Below are 17164 nucleotides of genomic sequence, written 5' to 3'. Positions count from 1 at the left end.
GCGCGCCGAACGCGCGGCAGTCAGAGATCGATGGACCTGATACTTACGAGTAGCATCCGCAAGCCCGGCTGCGCCGCTTCCCGCAGCGCGCTCTCCAAGGGGAACCATCGCGTCTTTCGAACATCCTTCTCCGGAACTTGTCTGCTATCCTCGAGACCTGAAGAAGATGGACGGCCACGTGGTATTGGTTGGGACTCGTGTCCTTCCGATACGAAAACGTACCGAACGCGGTCTTGTCGACGACGCCTGCGACCCCGGCCTCCTCGAACGCCTCTCTCAGCGCCGCGGCGCTGCTAGTCTCACCCTCGTCGAGGTGCCCCTTCGGAATGCCCCATCGACCGTTCCGTCGACCGCCTACAAAAAGGATTTCAACTCCACCGTTTTCGCTCCGACGATAGCAAAGGGCACCAGCCTGCGCGACACCGCGACCAGACATGGTTTTCGCAAGTTCCGTCTCGGCGTTTTCGTTGAGCATCGTCTGCCTCCGGTTTCGAAGCCCGCGCAAGCTAGCCGGGCGACGTTCGAGAGTCCGGTTCGCTTCATCAGGTCGTGACGCGACCGAACTATGACAGGACCTCCAGCGTTGATGAGCATCCAATCAGAATGGAGCCTGCCTTGCCATCGGAAATCGAAATCAAACTCGACCTCTCCAACGAAGCCCTTGAGAGCCTTTTGCGTTCCGATCTTCTCGGAGAGCCTGACGACGCACTGCAGCAGTCCTCGACCTACTTCGAAACGGATGATCGTCGGCTGTCGCAGAAGGGGTTCTCTCTGCGTATCCGCTCTACCGGCGCTTCCCACGTCCAGACTGTGAAGGCATCCGGACCGGCGAAATCACTGTTTGTCCGTTCAGAATGGGAGACTCCCATTGAAGGCAATGAACCCCTCCTCGACCATACGAGTCCTCTCACAGGCGAGTTCGGACCGGAACTTGAGGTGGAAGCCGCTTTCACCGTGTTCATTGAGCGCCGCGTCTGGAACATCGAATTGAACGGCTCTCGGCTGGAGGTGGTCGTCGACCGGGGAGACGTAGTGTCTGGCGACAGGCGCTCGCCAATTCAGGAAATCGAAGTCGAACTGAAGGACGGCGATACGAAGGACCTGTTCGTATTCATTCGCAAGATCGACGCGATCGCACCTTTCCGGTTCGGCATTCAGTCCAAGTCCGAACGGGGTCTTGCGCTTCTGGACAGGCAGCAATTCATGTTCAAGGCAGAGCGCCTCGATCTCGACCGAAACATCAAAACCTCTGCCGCCTTTCGAGAGATCGCCGCGTCCTGCTTTCGGCAGTTCCGTCTCAACGAAGAGATCCTTCTCCAGCGACGAAATTCGGAAGGTCTTCATCAGGCGCGGGTAGCTCTGCGGCGTTTCCGCTCTGCGTTCTCTCTGTTCAGGCCGCTCCTGATGGGCGACGAGCCGAAAATGATCCAAGAGGAGCTTCGCTGGCTCGCGGGCGTCCTGGGCGAAGCGCGAAATCTCGATGTCCTGCTGATGAAAGCAAAGGACCCCGACCTTCGGGCCAAGCTCAAGAATGCCCGCAACAAGGCCTACGGCGACGCCGTCGAGGCTCTGGAATCGGCGAGAACTCGCGCGCTGATGCTCGATTTGAACGAGTGGCTTCAATGTGACCTCGATCGCTCTGTCGGGAGCGCAGCTTCCGAGGAGACATCGGCTTCGGAGTTTGCCGCGAAGGCGCTCGAGAAGAGGCGCAGGAAGTTGAAAAAGCACGGCAGTGCGCTGGCTGAGACCGACGACGAGCATCGTCATCAGGTCCGCAAGGACGCTAAGAAGCTTCGCTACGCGGCCGAATTCTTCGGATCGCTCTTCAATGACAAGCGCGGCACCCGCCGACACCGGAAATTCGTCGCAGCGATGGAGGAGCTGCAGGACCATCTTGGAGCACTGAACGATCTTGCAACCGGACCGAACGTGCTCGAGCAGCATGGACTGGCCGGCCACCCTTCTCGGGAGTCGGTCGTTTCCCACGAGGACAAGAGTGCGTTGATCGACATGGCACAGTCCGCAGTAGATGAGGTTGTGGACACCAAGCGTTTCTGGCGCTGACATGAGGGCCGCTCTGAACCTTGAGCCACGGAACCTCGGTCTATTCAGCACGTTCGAAAAAACGTTCATGAAACATGAGCCGGCCCGATGAATGAGATTGACGTCTATCCGAAGCCAATCCAGCAGTATGGCGCATTGTGTTTCCGAAACACACCCAAGGGGCCACGGGTGCTTCTCATCACGACACGAGACACCAAGCGCTGGATGATCCCGAAGGGCTGGCCGATTTCGGGTCTGAAGCCGCGCAAGGTCGCCGAACGTGAGGCTTGGGAGGAAGCGGGCGTCATCGGCAAGGCGACTAAAAAGGCCTTCGGGGAGTTCGTCTATGACAAACTGATGCAGGACGGAAGTAGAGCGCGACCGGTCGTTGCCGTCTTCCTGTTGGAGGTCCGGCGTTGCCGAAAGCGTTTTCCGGAGATGGCGGAGCGAGAGTCCTTGTGGCTGACGCCATCTGAGGCCGCCCGCCGCATCGAGGAACCGGATCTCGAGCGCCTGCTGCTGAAGTTTGGACGGATGGTCGAGCGCGCCGGACGACTTCGCTAGCTCGATCGATCGCGGCGAATTCCGGTTCCGCCCTTCGCCGGCGGCGAGTTCCTGGAATATGCCGGCGCAGGCGCCGCGTTGCTATCCAACTGCGATCCGTCGCCGACGGAGTGAACTTGGCGAAGTCCTGACACTGCGAAGGAGGCGAGCTCACGAGCTGACAGCTCACACTGGTTTGAAGGCAGTGCGCCAATAATTCTGGGGTCCCAAAAGGAGATGATGGATGCGCAAAAGCAGGCAGCGGCCACGTCAACATTCCTCGGACCGAACTCTTCAGTCGCGATGCCGGTGGAAACGAGCTGCCTCACATACGCCTCAAGTCGCTTCAGATGGTCTCTGAATGATGGCCAACTGCCGTCTGCGGCGAGAACAACGAGGTCGAACATCCGGCTGTCGCCGTGACGTGCCTGCAGCATCAGGCGGTGTTGTCCGAGCGCGGTTTCTTTCAGCCGGTTCGCCGCACTGGTGAGCTCGACGTCGGCAGACAGCGTGAAGCAGAGATCGGTTTCGAAGAAATTCCCGGCAATGGCATCCAAAATCGCCGCCTTGGAGGGGAAGATCTTGTACACGCTTGCCGGCGACTTCCCCAGCAGTCGAGCGATATCGGCGACGTTTGTTTTCGATGGCCCGTACAGCCGGCATGCTGCCGTGCCGGCTTGGATGATCGAGGAGATGTGATCAGCTCTCGGCTGGTTTTTTACAGGCGTGCCAACGTCCATTTGCCAATCCTATCTGGTCCGCATGCTGGACGGCTCTCAGACCGCTCTGATCGAGGCGGCTGACGATTAGTACGCAATCTGACCATCCACCATCTTCCCTCCATTCGAGGAGAGTTCCCGCTTCAGGATTTCTCGCGCCTCCGGGCTGATGACCGCGACTGGAGCCGCAACGGCGACGCGCGCTGCCGAGCCGGCGAAATTGGCAGCCGTCATGCCGATCTGATCGGCAACGCTCGCCTTTCCGCCCTCGAGGCTCTGCCCTGCCAGCCGCCGCCCGAGCAGGCGCACGATCTCGGGACTGTCGGCGAAGGCATTGTGGCCGAGCGGATCGTTCGTCGCGACGGCGCTGGTGTCGATGACGGAAACGCCGAGTTCGTCGAGAAGAGGCGCATAGGGTCTGAGATCGGACCCGCCGACGCGGCTGACGCCACCCGATAGCCAGCTCGACATCTCCAGCGCCTTGTCTCGTGTCGACGTCAGGATCACGAAGTGCGGCCGCTTCGGCCCCATCTCGGTGAACTGGCGACGGAACACGTCGATGTCGATGTCCGGCGAAGCAAGGACGACGTTTTTGACCTTCGCAGGAATGGACTTCTCTCTCATGGCGACCCCGCGCAGCGCCTCCGCGGCAAGCCACCCACCCATTGAATGCGCGAGGATGGTCACGTCAGAGACGTCGGGGCTCTTCACCGCCTGGAGGATTAGATCCTCGAGGGCGCGGCGCGAGTAGTTGGCGCTCTCCTTGTCGTAGAGGTAGTCGAACACGCGCCCTCTGGACGGCCAGGTGAAGAGGATCGGTGCGGCGTCGGTCCCCGAGTCATGGACGATCTGTGCGAAGCGGAAAACCGCGTCTGCATAAGTGTTGTTGAATCCATGAACGAAGATGATGACCTGATGCTTCGCATTTCGGTTCTTCCTGTACCAAGCAAAAGCCTGGCCCTCAGATTGCACCTTGGCGACCTGCGTGACCGCGAACTCCTTTTGCGGATTTGGAGGCATGCGGGACGGCCACTGCACCTCTCCGATCTTTCGCTTCCGGTCGGGGGGGATGGAGACGTCGACGCTGTTAAGCGATATCGCCGTCCCGCGGTCGCCGGAAAAGAGCTTGCCAGGATCCTCTGAAGGTTTTCGTGTCGTGGCAACGAGCATGGTGACCCGGCTCGTATCTGTTGGGGCCACGGCGAGAGGCTGGAGGACATTCTGCACCCGGGTGGCACACCCCGATGTAACGATCGATAGGGCCACAAGGACCGGGATGGCGCGGCCCGAGTGGGGAGTGATCGCCTTTGCGAACCCAAACCCGGTGAGACCCTGGGCAATGCGCCCAGGGAGTGAGAGGAATGTGGTCATCTCAGTTCTGCTCGGCTTCGCGAGGAATCCGGAACCAGGCGACGTAGAGCGCCGGCAGGAAAAGAAGCGTCAGCGCCGTGCCGACGACGATCCCACCCATCATCGCGTAGGCCATGGGGCCCCAGAAGATCTCGTGCGAGATCGGAATGAGCGCCAGCGTAGCGGCGGCCGCGGTGAGCATGATCGGCCGCATCCGGTGTTCGGTCGCCTCCACCACCGCCTTCCATGCCGACATTCCCTCTGCGCGCAGCTCCTCGATCTGCACGATCAGGATCACGGAGTTGCGGATGAGGATTCCGACCAGCGCAAGCACGCCCAGGAGTGCGACGAACCCGAGCGGCGAGTTGCTGGCGAGCAGCGCCACGACGACGCCGATGAGGGCGAGCGGCGCTACCGAAAAGACCAGGAACAGCCTGTGGAAGCTCTGAAGCTGGATCATCAGCAGTGTCGCCATGATGACGAACATAGCCGGCGCCACCTTGGCGATCGGACCCTGCGACTTGGCGCTCTCCTCGACCGCGCCGCCGACCTGGACGGAATACCCGGCCGGCATCGTCTTTTCGAAAGCCGAAACCTTGTCGGAGAGCGCCTTCACGACGGTCGCCGGCTGCGTCGCGTCGCCGATCCCGGCCTTGATCGTGATGGTCGGTATTCTGTCACGCCGCCAGATCGTCGGCTGTTCGAGCTCGTAGTGGAAAGTTGCGACCGATGACAGCGGGACGGACTGGCCACTGCTGCTTTGCAGTTGCAGGTCAAGCAGGGTGTCGATCGAGCCGCGCTCCTTTTCCGCGGCACGCCCGATGACGTCGACGAGATAGATGTCGTCGCGGACCTGCGTTACGGCATTTCCCTGGACGACGGTGTTGAGCGCCATAGCGATGTCCTGTGACGACACGCCGAGCTGTCGGGCCTTGTCCTGCAGCACGTCTATCTTCACGACACGGGCCGGTTCGTTCCAATTGAAGGCAAGGTTCCGGAGAGATGAATGGGCGCCGACGATCGAGCCCAGCTTCTGTGCCAGCTCGCGGACCGTCTGCAGATTTTCGCCGGACACGCGGTACTGGATCGGCTTGCCGACAGGAGGACCGATGTCCAGAAGCTTCACGTAGGCGTCGGTTCCCGGAAAGGTCTTCTGAAGGTAGGCTTCCATCTGCTGCTTCAGCTTGTCGCGAACGTCCAGTCCTTTGGCGACGATGACCGTCTGGCCGAAGGAGACGTCGGCCGGCTGGACGTCGAAGGAGAGAAGGAAGCGCGGCGCACCCCTGCCGACATATGTCGACCAATGCTCGACGCCAGGATTGCCGGCCAGTATCTCACGCTCGAACTGGCCCATCTGGCGGCTCGTTTCGGCGATGGAGCTGTTCTGTGGCAGGTTCCAGTCGACGATCAGTTCCGGACGGTCGGAGCTCGGGAAGAACTGTTGCTGCACCATCGACAGGCCGGCGATCGAACCCGCGAAGAGAAGGACCGTTGCGACGATCGTCATCCAGCGCCAGCGCAGGCAGAATTGCAGAAGGCTGGAAAACACTTTGGCAAACCGACCCTTGTGTTCGGCGTGCTTCTTCATCGTCTTCGGTAGAATGGTCACCCCGATCAAGGGCGTGAACACGACCGCGACCACCCACGAAACGATCAGCGAAACTGCAATGACGACGAACAGGGTGAAGGTGAACTCGCCGGCATTGCTCTTGTTGAAAGCGACGGGGATGAAGCCCGCGACGGTCACGAGCGTGCCCGTCAGCATCGGGAAGGCCGTGGATGTGTAGACGTAGGTGGCCGCCTTCGTGAGACTGTCTCCCGCTTCCAGCCGTGCCACCATCATCTCGACGGCGATCATGGCGTCGTCGACGAGGAGGCCGAGCGCGATGATCAGCGCTCCGAGCGAGATGCGCTGCAGCGATATGCCGGTGTAGAACATGACCATGAAGGTGATGGCGAGAACGAGCGGGATCGCGATCGCAACGACCAGACCGGCCCTCATCCCGAGGCTGATGAAGCTGATCGCGAGCACGATCGCGACTGCCTCGAACAGGGCTTTCGTAAAGCCGCCAACCGCCTCGTCAACCACTTTCGGCTGGTCGGAGACCTGTTCGACGGAGACGCCGACCGGGAGGTCCTGCACGATCTTGCTCATCGTCTTTTCAAGCGTTTCCCCGAAGGCGAGCAGGTTGCCGCCCGTCTTCATGCCGATCGCCAGCCCGATGGCGGGCTTTCCGTTGAAGCGGAAGAGCGACGTCGGCGGGTCGACGTAGCCACGGGTGATCGTTGCGACGTCCGTCAGCGGGAAGAAGCGGTCGTTGACCCTAAGATTGATTCCACGCAACGTGTCTTCGGAGATGAAGCGCCCGCCGACCCGCAAGGCGACCCGCTCCGATCCGGTTTCGATAAATCCGGACTGGGTGACGGCGTTTTGCGCCTGCAGCGTGGCGATGATGGCGGAACGGTCGATGCCGAGGGCGGCGATCTTGCGGGTGGAGAATTCGAGGTAGATCACCTCCTCCTGCGCACCGACGATGTCGACCTTGCCGACGTCGGCAATCTTGAGGATCTGCGTCCGGGCATTTTCCGCGAAATCGCGCAGTTCCCTCTGGCTAAGTCCGCCGTTGCTCGTGAAAGCGAAGATGTTGCCGTAGACGTCGCCGAACTGGTCGTCGAAGAAGGGACCGACCACGCCTTGGGGGAATTCGTGCTTGATGTCGTCGACCAGGTTGCGGACGCGCGACCAGGTGGGCTTCACGTCCCGCGCGTTCGTATCCGGCAGCAGGTCGACGAAGACGGTCGTCTGACCGGCGGTCGTGATGCTGCGGGTATGTTCGAGGTTGTCCAATTCCTGCAGCTTCTTTTCGATGCGGTCGGTGACCTGCTGCGTCACCTCCTCCGCGGACGCTCCCGGCCATTGAGCCTGGATCACCATCGTCTTGATCGTGAAGGATGGGTCTTCTTCGCGGCCGAGCCCGAGATAGGCAAAGGCGCCCGCTACCGCAAACATGATCATGAAATACCAGACGAGCGAACGATGCTCGAGCGCCCAATCAGAAAGGTTGAATTTATTCACGGGCGTGGCTCCTGTCCGAGTTGCACTTTCTGTCCATCGGTGAGTTCATCGACCCCGGCGACGACGATCTCTTCTCCTTCCCGCAGGCCCGCTTGAACCAGGACATAACGGGGGGCGGATGCCGGGCCATCGAGTTCAACCGCCCTCAGGGCGACCTTGGCCGTGGAGCGATCCACCACCCATACCTGGCTGGTACCGCCTTCGTGGCGGATGGCGGAGAGCGGCAGCGTGATCGCCTGCTTCTTTTCCCCGACAAGCGGTGTCGCAGTGACCACGGCGCCCAGGCGGAAGATGTCCGGCGCCTGATCGATCCCAATCTTCAGCCGATAGGTGCGGGTATTGGGATCGGCCTGCGGTGCGATCTCGCGGACCACGCCAGTCGCCTGGATCCTGCTGTCGAGCTGGAGGGCGACGTTGAAGCGGTCGTCCAGGCGAACGCGACTGAACTGCGCTTCCGGCACGTCGACGACCACGTCGCGCTGCTCGAGGCGTGCCAGTTTCAAGACCGGTTGGCCGGCAGAAACGGTCTGGCCCATTTCTGCGGACGTGGCGGTCACGACGCCATCGAACTCGGCTTTCAGCTCGGCGTAGCCTAGCTGCTCGCGCGCCTTCGCAAGGCTCGCCGTCGCTTTCGCAGCATTGGCGGTAGCCGACTTGAGTTGCTGTTCGGCAAGATCGTGATCGGCGACGCTTGCTGCGCTGCTCTGCATAAGCTTTCGCTTGCGCGTTTCGGTCGTCGCGGCGTTCTCCAACTGCGCCTCTGCGTTGCGGAGTTCGGCCTCCGCGCTCGTGACCGCGAGCTGCAGAGTGAGCGGATCGATTTCCGCCAGGACATCGCCCTTGTGCACAAGATCGCCGACATCGACCTTGCGCGAGACCATTCGCCCGAGCGTCCGAAACGCCAGGTCGGTCTCGATGCGGGCTCGCACCACGCCGGGCAAACTTGCGATTTTATCCTGTTCGGCCGCTGCCATGACGACTTTGACAGGACGGGGAGCCGTCTCCTCCCCTGCGACGGAGTTCTGATCGCAGCTTGCAAGCAGCGACACTGACAGAAGAAGCGGGAGAGAGGCGCATATGCGATTGAGGGTCATCTCACTTGCCTTCCCAGGCGACTGCCTGGCCTTCCTTGAGGAATTTTCCGCCTTCGGTGACGATCAGGTCGTGTGCGGCGACGCCGCTGGTCACGACGAAATCGCTCTGGCGGTATCGGTCGACCGAAATCGTCCGGAGCGAAACGGAATGGTTTTGGGTGTTGACGAGCCACACGGCGGGTTCGCCTTCGGCTGATGCGATCGCGGTATAGGGCAGGACGATGCCGTCGCGCGGCGAGGCGCGCAGCTTGCCGACGACAGGCGTTCCGAGCGGCCATGGCGCGCCGTCCTGGAGCCCCACCTTGATCCGGATCGTGCCTGCCTTGGCGTCTATGACGGGCGAGACCTCGCGGATGCTGGCGTGGACGTCGCCCGACGGGTCGGAGACCGGTGCGACCTCGACATCATCAAGCGGCCGGCCATCGAGAAAGAATGCCTCGAAGACGTCGAACACCGCATCCCGCGGTCCATCATGGGCGAGCGTGAAGGCCGACTGCGCTGCTGATACGACCTGCCCGGCTTCGACGCCGCGCGCCGTGATGATGCCGTCGGCATCCGCTTTCAACTCGGTGTAGGAGAGCGCATCCTCGGCCGTCGCGAGCGCGGCCTCGGCGGCCTCGAGCGAAGCCTGCGCACTCAGCAACTCCTGCTGCGCATCGTCAAAGACCGCCCGCGGAACAGCCTGAGACTGCAGGAGCGATTTCGCCCGGTCGAAGGCGAGTGTCTTCTGTCTGGCGACGGCCTGCGCCGACTCCAGCGCGGCCTGGGCGACGCTCACGTCGGCCTGTTGTTCGGTGTCGTTGAGCCGCGCCAGAACGTCGCCGGCGTGAACATGCGATCCGACGTCGACCCTTCTCTCCAGAACCCGGCCGCTGACGCGAAAGGAAAGTTCGGTCTGAACCCTCGCCTTCACCTCGCCGGTGATTTCCGCACCCGGCTGATACTCAGCCTTCGACGCCGCAACGACGCGGACCTGCTGTGGCGGCGGCGCCACTTCAGCTTTCTCTTCGCAGGCAGCCAGAACTACGCAGGCGAGACCAATTCCCAGCAATCGAAAGGACTGCATTTTTTGCTCCTAACAGGCCATCGCCCGATGTTGACAACGCCCACTTAATTGGTAAAGTAGACGATGTCAACATATCAGGGTCAAAAATGTTGACACACGCAACATCGAGAAAAGATGAGCGGTGACGGTCAAATCGCGGCTGCCACTGCGGATCGCGCCACCACCAAGGATCCTGAGCGGGCCGCCAAAGGTGTCTCCGGATATCCCCAAAAAATTCAAAGGGATGTGATGAAACGAGTTGAAAAGAAGACATCGAGGGCGGAGCGCAAGGCAAGGCGTCCTGACGAAATACAGGAGGCCGCGTTCGAGGAGTTCGCGGCGAAGGGGTATGCGGCGACGCGGGTCGAAGACATCGCAGCCCGACTGGGGATAACAAAGGGAACGATCTACTTCTATTTCCCGACAAAGGAAGTTCTTTTCCAGGAAACGTTTCGCTGCGCCTCCACGTCATCCGCGGACCTGTCGACCGCCATCGGCAGCCTTCGTGGATCCTGCGCCGACCGGATACGTGGCCTGCTGCTGATCTTCTATGAAAGCACGGCCAACGACCGAAAGATTAGGGAACTCCTGCGCCTGTCCCTCGCCGAAGGCACTCGCTTTCCCGAAGCGGTCGATTGCTATCATGGCCGCTTCATCACGCCGACGCTTGCTGTCCTCGCGCCCCTAATCGAGCAAGGCGTGAAATCGGGAGAGTTTTGCCAACACGCGGCRRCCWATGCGCGGGACGTGCTCGCGAGTTCGATTTTTCAAGTTGCCGTCTGGCGCCTCATGTTTGCGGATCGAACACCGTTCGACGACAAGGCGCTTCTTGAGGCGCACATCGACCTCGTGATGAGCGGGCTCATGCAGCATTCGGAACGCAGATGCTGATTTGGTGAACTGTGTCAGAGCGGACGGAGCTTCGCATTCTTCGATGCGTGGCAAGGCCGGATGCGTCATGCGACGTCCGGCCTGAGCCTCCCGTGCCGTGCGGATTCTAATTCCCGCCAGGCCGGCGACCTTAATTCGGCGGCGGGACTTCGCCCGTGACCACGATATTTTCCTGGATCTTATAGACGATACGCAGATTGGCGGCAGCGGCCTGAAGCCAGCCGACCGCATCTTCGGACGTCCATGCCGCACCCTCCGGCGGCAGGTTCTCAAACAGGCCGACGATCAAAGGATTCACAGACTGGGAGCTGCTATGGTCGCCCCTCTGGGTCGTTCCGCCCTCTCCGCCCCCGCCGACGGTCGGGTTCGAAAAGCTCTGATCGGAAGAGCTCGCATATACCTCGCCGGAAGAGCCTGAAGACCTGGCGAGAGACGAACCCGAAGAGCCGCCGTGATGCGAACCCGGCAACGCCGCGTTGGCAGAGCCCCCGCTGCCTTGGGATGAACTCGAAGACGCTATGCCAGAGGATTTCGTCGTGGATCCAGACTGATCTCCAGAGGAAGAATACGTCGTTCCACCTGTGCTCGAGGCGGCCGCAGCACCGACGGCGACGCCTGCCGCATACCCGCCCAGGACGTAGGCCTCGCGGCGATAGTATCCACGGCCGTATCCGCGCCCATAATCTCCCCCACCATAGTCAGCGCGGCCGTGATCGCCGCGGCCGTAGTATCCGCGGCCAAAGTATCCGTTGCCGTTTCCAGAGACCTTGAGATCGCCGGAATTGTTGACGGTGAGGTTGCCTGAGTCCTTTGCGACGATACTGCTTCCGGAGTTCATGAAGGTGCGGTTGCCGTTGATGTTACCGCCCGAACTCACCGTGTTGCGGATGTTCCCGGACAGATTGCCACGTCCACGGCCGGGTCCTTCCGCCAATCGCCCCTTTGCGCCACCGACAATTGGCATACGAGTGCGAGGGCTCACAGGTAGACGTTTCTGCGCGCTCACCGGCGGCCGACCGTGGCTCGCCATGGGCGGACGCGGGGTGCGACCTATCTGCGGACGTGGGAACCCGCCCGGCCCTCCCGACGGGAAATGGGGTGGCCCTCCAGACGGCAGGGGCGGCGGACCACCGGGCGGCGGCGCAAACTGACCGAAGGCAACGTCCGATGTGATGGCCGTCAAAGCGAGAAAAGCAAGGCAGGTGCGCTTTAGATAGCTCATCACTTGCTTCCTTCCGTTCCCGACGCGACGGCTGGCGTCAGGTCGATCTTTTTCACACCCGCGGGAGGTTCAAAGATGAATTCGGAGTCGGACAGAGGGGACTTGGTCTGCCAACTCGTGAATTCGGCAACGAAGCTTGGTTGCCCCTGCAGCAACGGGTAGGTGACGACCAGACGATGCGGCGTCGCCGCGGCATTCTTCTCGACCCACAATTCCAGATCGATGCCAGACTTCTGAGAGAAAAACAGATGCTGGCACTCGACGCCGTCCACGTTGGCCGTCCCGACCTGCCAGGCGGCCATGGCATCGCCCAACAGGACTTTGTCCGGAGAGTCTGCAAAAAGGACGCCGAGCGGAAAATCGACGTCCAGCTTGGTGGTAACCTCGTTGAGCGCAGATGGTATGTCGCCCGAGGCCGGGATGGTCACGTACTTCTTGCTGTCGGGAAAGTAGACCGAGGCCGCCTTGCCGTCGTAGAACAGATCGTGCTTGCCGTCGTCGCCGGCAAACTCGACGGCGATCCGGTCTGGACGGCGCACGGTGATTTGCATCGTATGGAAGATGTGAAGCGGTTGTCCGGACTGATCCAGGTAAATGCTGATCGTTCTCGCCGTGATCCTCAGGTCCCTGGCAAGGAGCGTCTTTCCCATCTGCGAAACGGCGGTCGCGGCCTCGTCGCTGATCGCCGGTTTTATCGGCGGGGTCGGCTCATCCGCTCGGGCTGTCGGCAGCACGGCGAATCCTAAGCACATGCCGAGCGCAGTAGTCTGGACGGCGTTCCGCAGTATCGCAGTCATTCCACGCACGCATGCGCCGTCGACAGAGCGGTTCGTGGCCACCGAAGGTCGCCGGGCCTTCGTGAGGGCCTGCCGCAAACCATTACAGACTTTCATGTTCATTTCCTTTGACACAGACGAGATAACGCGAGCCCAACTGTGGCTCGTCGCGAGGTAGAGTTGGTCCGGAGTTGCTGGAGCGTTTCTGTCGCACGGCGCCGCAAAGGGTGTCGTCCGTCCTCGATCCTACTGCATGAACCAGCCGTGGCTCACGACCAGCGACTGACCGGTCACGGCATTGGACTTGGCGGCGGCGAAATAGAGAACGGCGTCGGCCACGTCATCGGTGCTGGTAAACTCGCCGTCAACCGTGTCCTTGAGCATCACCGTCTTGATTACCTGCTCCTCGCTGATGCCGAGCTCCCGCGCCTGTTCGGGGATCTGCTTGTCGACGAGCGGCGTGCGCACGAAGCCGGGGCAGACCACGTTGGCCGTGACGTTGTGCTCGGCCCCTTCCTTTGCCAGTACCTTGGCCAGTCCGATCAGTCCGTGCTTCGCCGTGACGTAGGGCGCCTTCAGCTTCGACGCTTCCTTGGAGTGTACCGAACCCATGTAGATCACCCGGCCGTATTTGGCGGCATACATGTGCTTGAGGCAGGCGCGTGTGGTCAGAAAGGCACCGTCGAGATGGATCGAAAGCAGCTTTCTCCAGTCCGCAAAGGGAAAGTCGACCAGCGGCTTGACGATCTGGATGCCGGCGTTGCTGACTAGCACGTCGATCTTGCCGAGTCTCGAAATCACGTCACCAACGGCTTTTTCCACCTGCTCCTCGTCGGCGACGTTCATTGCCACGGCGAAGGCGTCGCCGCCCTTGGTTTTGATCTCGGCGGCCGCTTTGTTCGCGGCGTCGAGATTGAGGTCGGCGATCACGGGAATGCCGCCTTCGGCTGCGAAGCGAAGCGCGATTTCCTTGCCGATGCCGCTCGCGGCTCCGGTGATAATCGCTACTCTTCCATCAAATCGAGACATGGATAGTTCCTTTCAGTTGCAGGAGATCAGCCGTTTTGGAGGTAGTCGAATACGACCTCGCCGAGGCCGAGTGTCAGGTCGGCGACATAGTGGCTGGCGGACGTGACCTCGCGCACGGGTAGACGCGCGACGTCGCACATCGCGTGTTGGAACAATTGCAGGGCTGCCGGCCCGGCCCATGCGCCCTTCAGCATCACATCCTCGAGATAGTAGCGCACGAGTTCGCAAATCCGGGGCGAACCGTCGACGTGCGGGATGACCTTCAGCACGAAGGCGGGCTTTGCCATCGCCTGTGCGAGCGGCTCCAGCGGAAGCTCGCGATGCTTGTAGCCCATGGTCGCCGTGACGCACAGAACCGAGCCATAGTGGAGCGTTCCGACGAGCGTCTCCTGCTCGTGCGACAGCTTCGGCGTGGCCAGCTTCTTCGGAAAGCCCCAGATCTCGCGGCCGCCAGCGATCGGCGAGTTGTCGTCGAGATACATGGCATGCACGTAACTGCCTTCCTGCACCTTGCCGGATGGCGTCGTGAAGCGCACCGGAATGACCTGCCCGGTTTCCGTATAGTCGCCGAAGCCGGTCGAATCCGGCATGCGAATGAATTCATAAGCGACGGTGTCGCCGATCGCTTCCAGCGGCTCCGGGACGATGGCGCGGAGAGCCTCCGGATCGGTCCGGTAGTTGATGACGACAAATTCGCGGTTGTAGAACTTGTAGGGTGGCCTCGGATAGGCCGGGTTGTTGAACGGCATCGCGAAGGCATTTTCGCGGACTGCTGCGATCTTCATGGTCGTGCTCTTCTCTTTGGTGAAAACTCAATCGAAGTCGAAAATGGCGACGCCATCCGGCGTGCCGGACCGCTGCAGCACCTCGGGGTGTCGCAATGTTCGAAGGGCGTCGTTGTAGCCGGAGGCCCAGTGCTCCTCCATCGTCAGCCGGGAGAACTCGTAATCCTTAGAGCTCGCTTCGTATTTCTTGGCGCGATATATGAGCTGTACGATGTTGTAGACCTTCTCGTCGGCCTGATCGACGAGCAGCTTGATCTCCGGATCGGCTTGCAGCAGCGCGTCCTGCGGGACGAGCTCCACGAGATGGCCGAGTGCGCGACGCAGGCGGTGCTGCGTCTTGAAATGGTCGGTCGCAGCGCGTGTGCGGCTCGAGAAGCGGATATCCTTCTGGCGCAGTTCTATTCCTGGCAGGTCACGCGGGAACTCGCCACTCGCGCTCCAGAGATCGACCTGAAAGGCCAGCGTGTCCTGGCGCGGCGCGTTATCGAGGACCCATTGCAGGGGCGTGTTGGAGATGAGGCCGCCGTCCCAGTAACACTCGCCGTCGATCCTCGTGGCCGGGAAGCCAGGCGGCAGGGAGCCGCTCGCCATGATATGTTCGGGGCGGATATCGTGGGTCGTGGTGTCGAAATACTCGAAGTTGCCGGTGCGTACGTTGACGGCGCCGACGCTGAAACGCATGGCGCCCGTTTTGATGCGGTCAAAGTCCACCAGCCGTTCCAGCGTCGCCTTCAGCGGTGCGACGTCGTAAAAGCTTTCCGCTTCGATGCTGCCGGCCGATGAAAAGAAAGGCGGCACCGGACGGGGCGTGAAGAAGCCCGTCGCGCCATCCATTAGGGTGGCGAAGGCGTGTGCCTGATTGAGCAGGCCACGCGCGAAATCACCCTGGAGGCCTATCGCCCCCAGCATGGTCGAAAACAGAGTTGGCATCCCGGCAGCTGGGGCCGTTACCGTCTCCCAGAAGCTCCGGAGCGCCTCCACTCGTCTTTCAGGTGGATTTCCCGCGATCAGGGCACTGTTGATGGCGCCGATGGAGATGCCGGCGACCCAGTCGGGATGCAGATCGGCTTCGGCCAATGCCTGATAGACGCCCGCCTGATATGAACCGAGCGCCCCTCCTCCTTGCAACAACAGCGCGATACGCTCGAACGGGGGGCGTTCCATCAGGCGGTGCGTCTTGTTTTTGACGGCGGCCATGCAGTTTACCTCTGTTGTTAATCCTGCCGCCGTTCCAAATCGACCGCAGCCCATGTTGACGCCGCCCACTTAGGCGCTAGAGTGGACATTGTCAACATGCAATGGCAGAATGTTGACATAAGCAACTTAGCAATCTAAACGGATGGCATGACCAAAGACATTTCCACGAAAGACCAGCGCCCGTATCATCATGGCGACCTGCACAGGGCGATCGTAGAGGCCGCGCTCGACGTCCTGAGCGAGTCTCAAAGCACGGAATTTTCGCTTCGTGAGCTCGCCCGACGCGCGGGCGTCAGCCACAACGCCCCGTACAAGCACTTCGCCGACAAGCGCGAATTGCTGGCCGCCGTTTCGGCGGTCGGGTTCGAACTGCTGGCGAAGCGGATGGCCGAAGCGACCAAGGAACTCGACAGTCCGCGCGAGCGGCTAGCAGCCATGGCGAGCGCATATGTCTGCGGCGGCGTCAACAATCCGGCGCTCTACAGATTGATGTTCGGCGGCTACCTTGCCGGTCAGGACGATGGGCGTCCCGCGATCGAAAGAACTGCGGCCTACAACATGAAAGCCCTTGTCGTCGAGGCGATTTCCGACGGCGCTCTCGGGCGCCCAATTGCAGATACCGAGGCCAACACCCGCACGATCGATGGTGCGATTCTCGTTTTTTGGTCCCAGATGCACGGTCTAACTTTGCTGCTGGCGGACCGACTCGTCGGCCCCAGCGACAAGACAAAGGAGCTGACCGCGAACGTGCTGCAAGGAATGCTCGACGGATTGGTGAACAGCATCCCCGCGGTACCAGAAGGCGTATGGGTAGGTCCTCCGCTGGCGGGGTAGGATCATAGCCACGTCGTTGGTGAGCCCGTTCGTTCCGAAAGGCAAGTTCTCATGGACCCATACATCTCCGCCCTGATGGGCCTCGCCGGCGTCGTTATCGGCGGTCTCGCCTCGTTCGCCACCGCCTGGATGACGCACCGTTCACAAGTGAGGGAAAAACAGCGAGAGCTCGAGGCCGCCAAGCGGGAAAAGCTTTTTTCCGACTTCATAGCCGAAGCGACGCGACTTTACGCCGACGCGATAAGCCACCAGAAGGACGATGTTTCCGATCTCGTGCTACTTTACGCACTGGTCGCCCAGATGCGTCTGATCTCGTCGAGACGGGTCGTGGATGCAGCCGAACTAGCGATGGCAAGGATCGTCGAAACCTACCTGACCCCCAACCGTTCCCTTTCGGAAATGCGAGACCTTGCGCATTCCGGCGCGATGAACTTTCTTCTGGATTTCGGTGAGGCTTGCCGCGCGGAACTGGCGACCGGGCGAGCAGCCTCGGGAATGATGTTCCATGCACCTCGCGGACTAAAGCACGCTCAACATCCCACGGCTTCACTTTCATAACC

The 17164-nt window shown here is 61.2% G+C and carries 16 protein-coding genes; 5 read left to right on the top strand and 11 right to left on the bottom strand.

The window, feature by feature from the left end; genetic code table 11:
- Positions 1-43 precede the first annotated feature (43 nt).
- On the bottom strand, positions 44-436 hold the full coding sequence (locus AC1DTN_RS12100) for an NUDIX hydrolase (protein WP_477921197.1): 393 nt from the start codon (positions 434-436) through the stop codon (positions 44-46).
- A gap of 179 nt (positions 437-615) precedes the next feature.
- Here AC1DTN_RS12100 and AC1DTN_RS12095 point away from each other — a divergent pair, with 179 nt between their 5' ends.
- Positions 616-2064, top strand: coding sequence for a CYTH and CHAD domain-containing protein (locus tag AC1DTN_RS12095; RefSeq protein WP_477921069.1), 1449 nt, complete (start codon positions 616-618; stop codon positions 2062-2064).
- 87 nt (positions 2065-2151) lie between these two features.
- Positions 2152-2607, top strand: coding sequence for an NUDIX hydrolase (locus AC1DTN_RS12090; protein WP_477921068.1), 456 nt, complete (start codon positions 2152-2154; stop codon positions 2605-2607).
- Here AC1DTN_RS12090 and AC1DTN_RS12085 read toward each other — a convergent pair.
- The 5 genes from AC1DTN_RS12085 to AC1DTN_RS12065 form a co-directional block, all read right to left on the bottom strand.
- Positions 2604-3326 (bottom strand): TetR/AcrR family transcriptional regulator, encoded by a 723-nt coding sequence (locus AC1DTN_RS12085; protein ID WP_477921067.1) that lies wholly within the window; start codon positions 3324-3326, stop codon positions 2604-2606. The two genes, AC1DTN_RS12090 and AC1DTN_RS12085, sit on opposite strands and share 4 nt — an antisense overlap.
- A gap of 66 nt (positions 3327-3392) precedes the next feature.
- Positions 3393-4676 carry an alpha/beta hydrolase gene (locus tag AC1DTN_RS12080; protein ID WP_477921065.1) on the bottom strand — a complete coding sequence of 428 codons (1284 nt, stop codon included), beginning with the start codon at positions 4674-4676 and terminating at the stop codon, positions 3393-3395.
- 1 nt (position 4677) lies between these two features.
- Complete coding sequence (locus AC1DTN_RS12075; RefSeq protein WP_477921064.1) at positions 4678-7731, bottom strand: efflux RND transporter permease subunit; 3054 nt, start codon at positions 7729-7731, stop codon at positions 4678-4680.
- Positions 7728-8825 (bottom strand): efflux RND transporter periplasmic adaptor subunit, encoded by a 1098-nt coding sequence (locus AC1DTN_RS12070; protein WP_477921062.1) that lies wholly within the window; start codon positions 8823-8825, stop codon positions 7728-7730. The genes AC1DTN_RS12075 and AC1DTN_RS12070 overlap by 4 nt, the downstream gene beginning before the upstream one ends.
- A 1-nt stretch (position 8826) precedes the next feature.
- Entirely contained in the window at positions 8827-9891 is a 1065-nt protein-coding gene (locus AC1DTN_RS12065; RefSeq protein ID WP_477921061.1) for an efflux RND transporter periplasmic adaptor subunit, read from the bottom strand.
- Between the two features lie 114 nt (positions 9892-10005).
- On the opposite strand from AC1DTN_RS12065, the gene AC1DTN_RS12060 reads away from it, so the two are divergent.
- Positions 10006-10761 carry a TetR/AcrR family transcriptional regulator gene (locus AC1DTN_RS12060; protein ID WP_477921060.1) on the top strand — a complete coding sequence of 252 codons (756 nt, stop codon included), beginning with the start codon at positions 10006-10008 and terminating at the stop codon, positions 10759-10761.
- Positions 10762-10891: 130 nt separating this feature from the next.
- Here AC1DTN_RS12060 and AC1DTN_RS12055 read toward each other — a convergent pair whose 3' ends face one another.
- From AC1DTN_RS12055 to AC1DTN_RS12035, 5 genes are all read right to left on the bottom strand, one after another.
- Positions 10892-11695 (bottom strand): hypothetical protein, encoded by an 804-nt coding sequence (locus AC1DTN_RS12055; protein ID WP_477921059.1) that lies wholly within the window; start codon positions 11693-11695, stop codon positions 10892-10894.
- Positions 11696-11982: 287 nt separating this feature from the next.
- On the bottom strand, positions 11983-12876 hold the full coding sequence (locus AC1DTN_RS12050) for a DUF2092 domain-containing protein (RefSeq protein ID WP_477921057.1): 894 nt from the start codon (positions 12874-12876) through the stop codon (positions 11983-11985).
- 129 nt (positions 12877-13005) lie between these two features.
- On the bottom strand, positions 13006-13788 hold the full coding sequence (locus AC1DTN_RS12045; RefSeq protein ID WP_477921056.1) for a 3-hydroxybutyrate dehydrogenase: 783 nt from the start codon (positions 13786-13788) through the stop codon (positions 13006-13008).
- Positions 13789-13814: 26 nt separating this feature from the next.
- Positions 13815-14573 (bottom strand): acetoacetate decarboxylase, encoded by a 759-nt coding sequence (locus AC1DTN_RS12040; RefSeq protein ID WP_477921054.1) that lies wholly within the window; start codon positions 14571-14573, stop codon positions 13815-13817.
- Positions 14574-14600: 27 nt separating this feature from the next.
- Positions 14601-15770 carry a patatin-like phospholipase family protein gene (locus AC1DTN_RS12035; protein WP_477921053.1) on the bottom strand — a complete coding sequence of 390 codons (1170 nt, stop codon included), beginning with the start codon at positions 15768-15770 and terminating at the stop codon, positions 14601-14603.
- A 147-nt stretch (positions 15771-15917) separates the two neighbouring features.
- On the opposite strand from AC1DTN_RS12035, the gene AC1DTN_RS12030 reads away from it, so the two are divergent.
- Positions 15918-16604 (top strand): TetR/AcrR family transcriptional regulator, encoded by a 687-nt coding sequence (locus AC1DTN_RS12030; protein ID WP_477921052.1) that lies wholly within the window; start codon positions 15918-15920, stop codon positions 16602-16604.
- Between the two features lie 51 nt (positions 16605-16655).
- On the top strand, positions 16656-17162 hold the full coding sequence (locus AC1DTN_RS12025) for a LapA family protein (RefSeq protein WP_477921050.1): 507 nt from the start codon (positions 16656-16658) through the stop codon (positions 17160-17162).
- The last annotated feature ends 2 nt before the right edge of the window (positions 17163-17164 follow it).

This window comes from Rhizobium sp. 01T444 (assembly GCF_056398305.1).
Note: the sequence above shows the minus strand (reverse complement) of the source record. Positions and strands in the feature narration are given on the sequence as shown.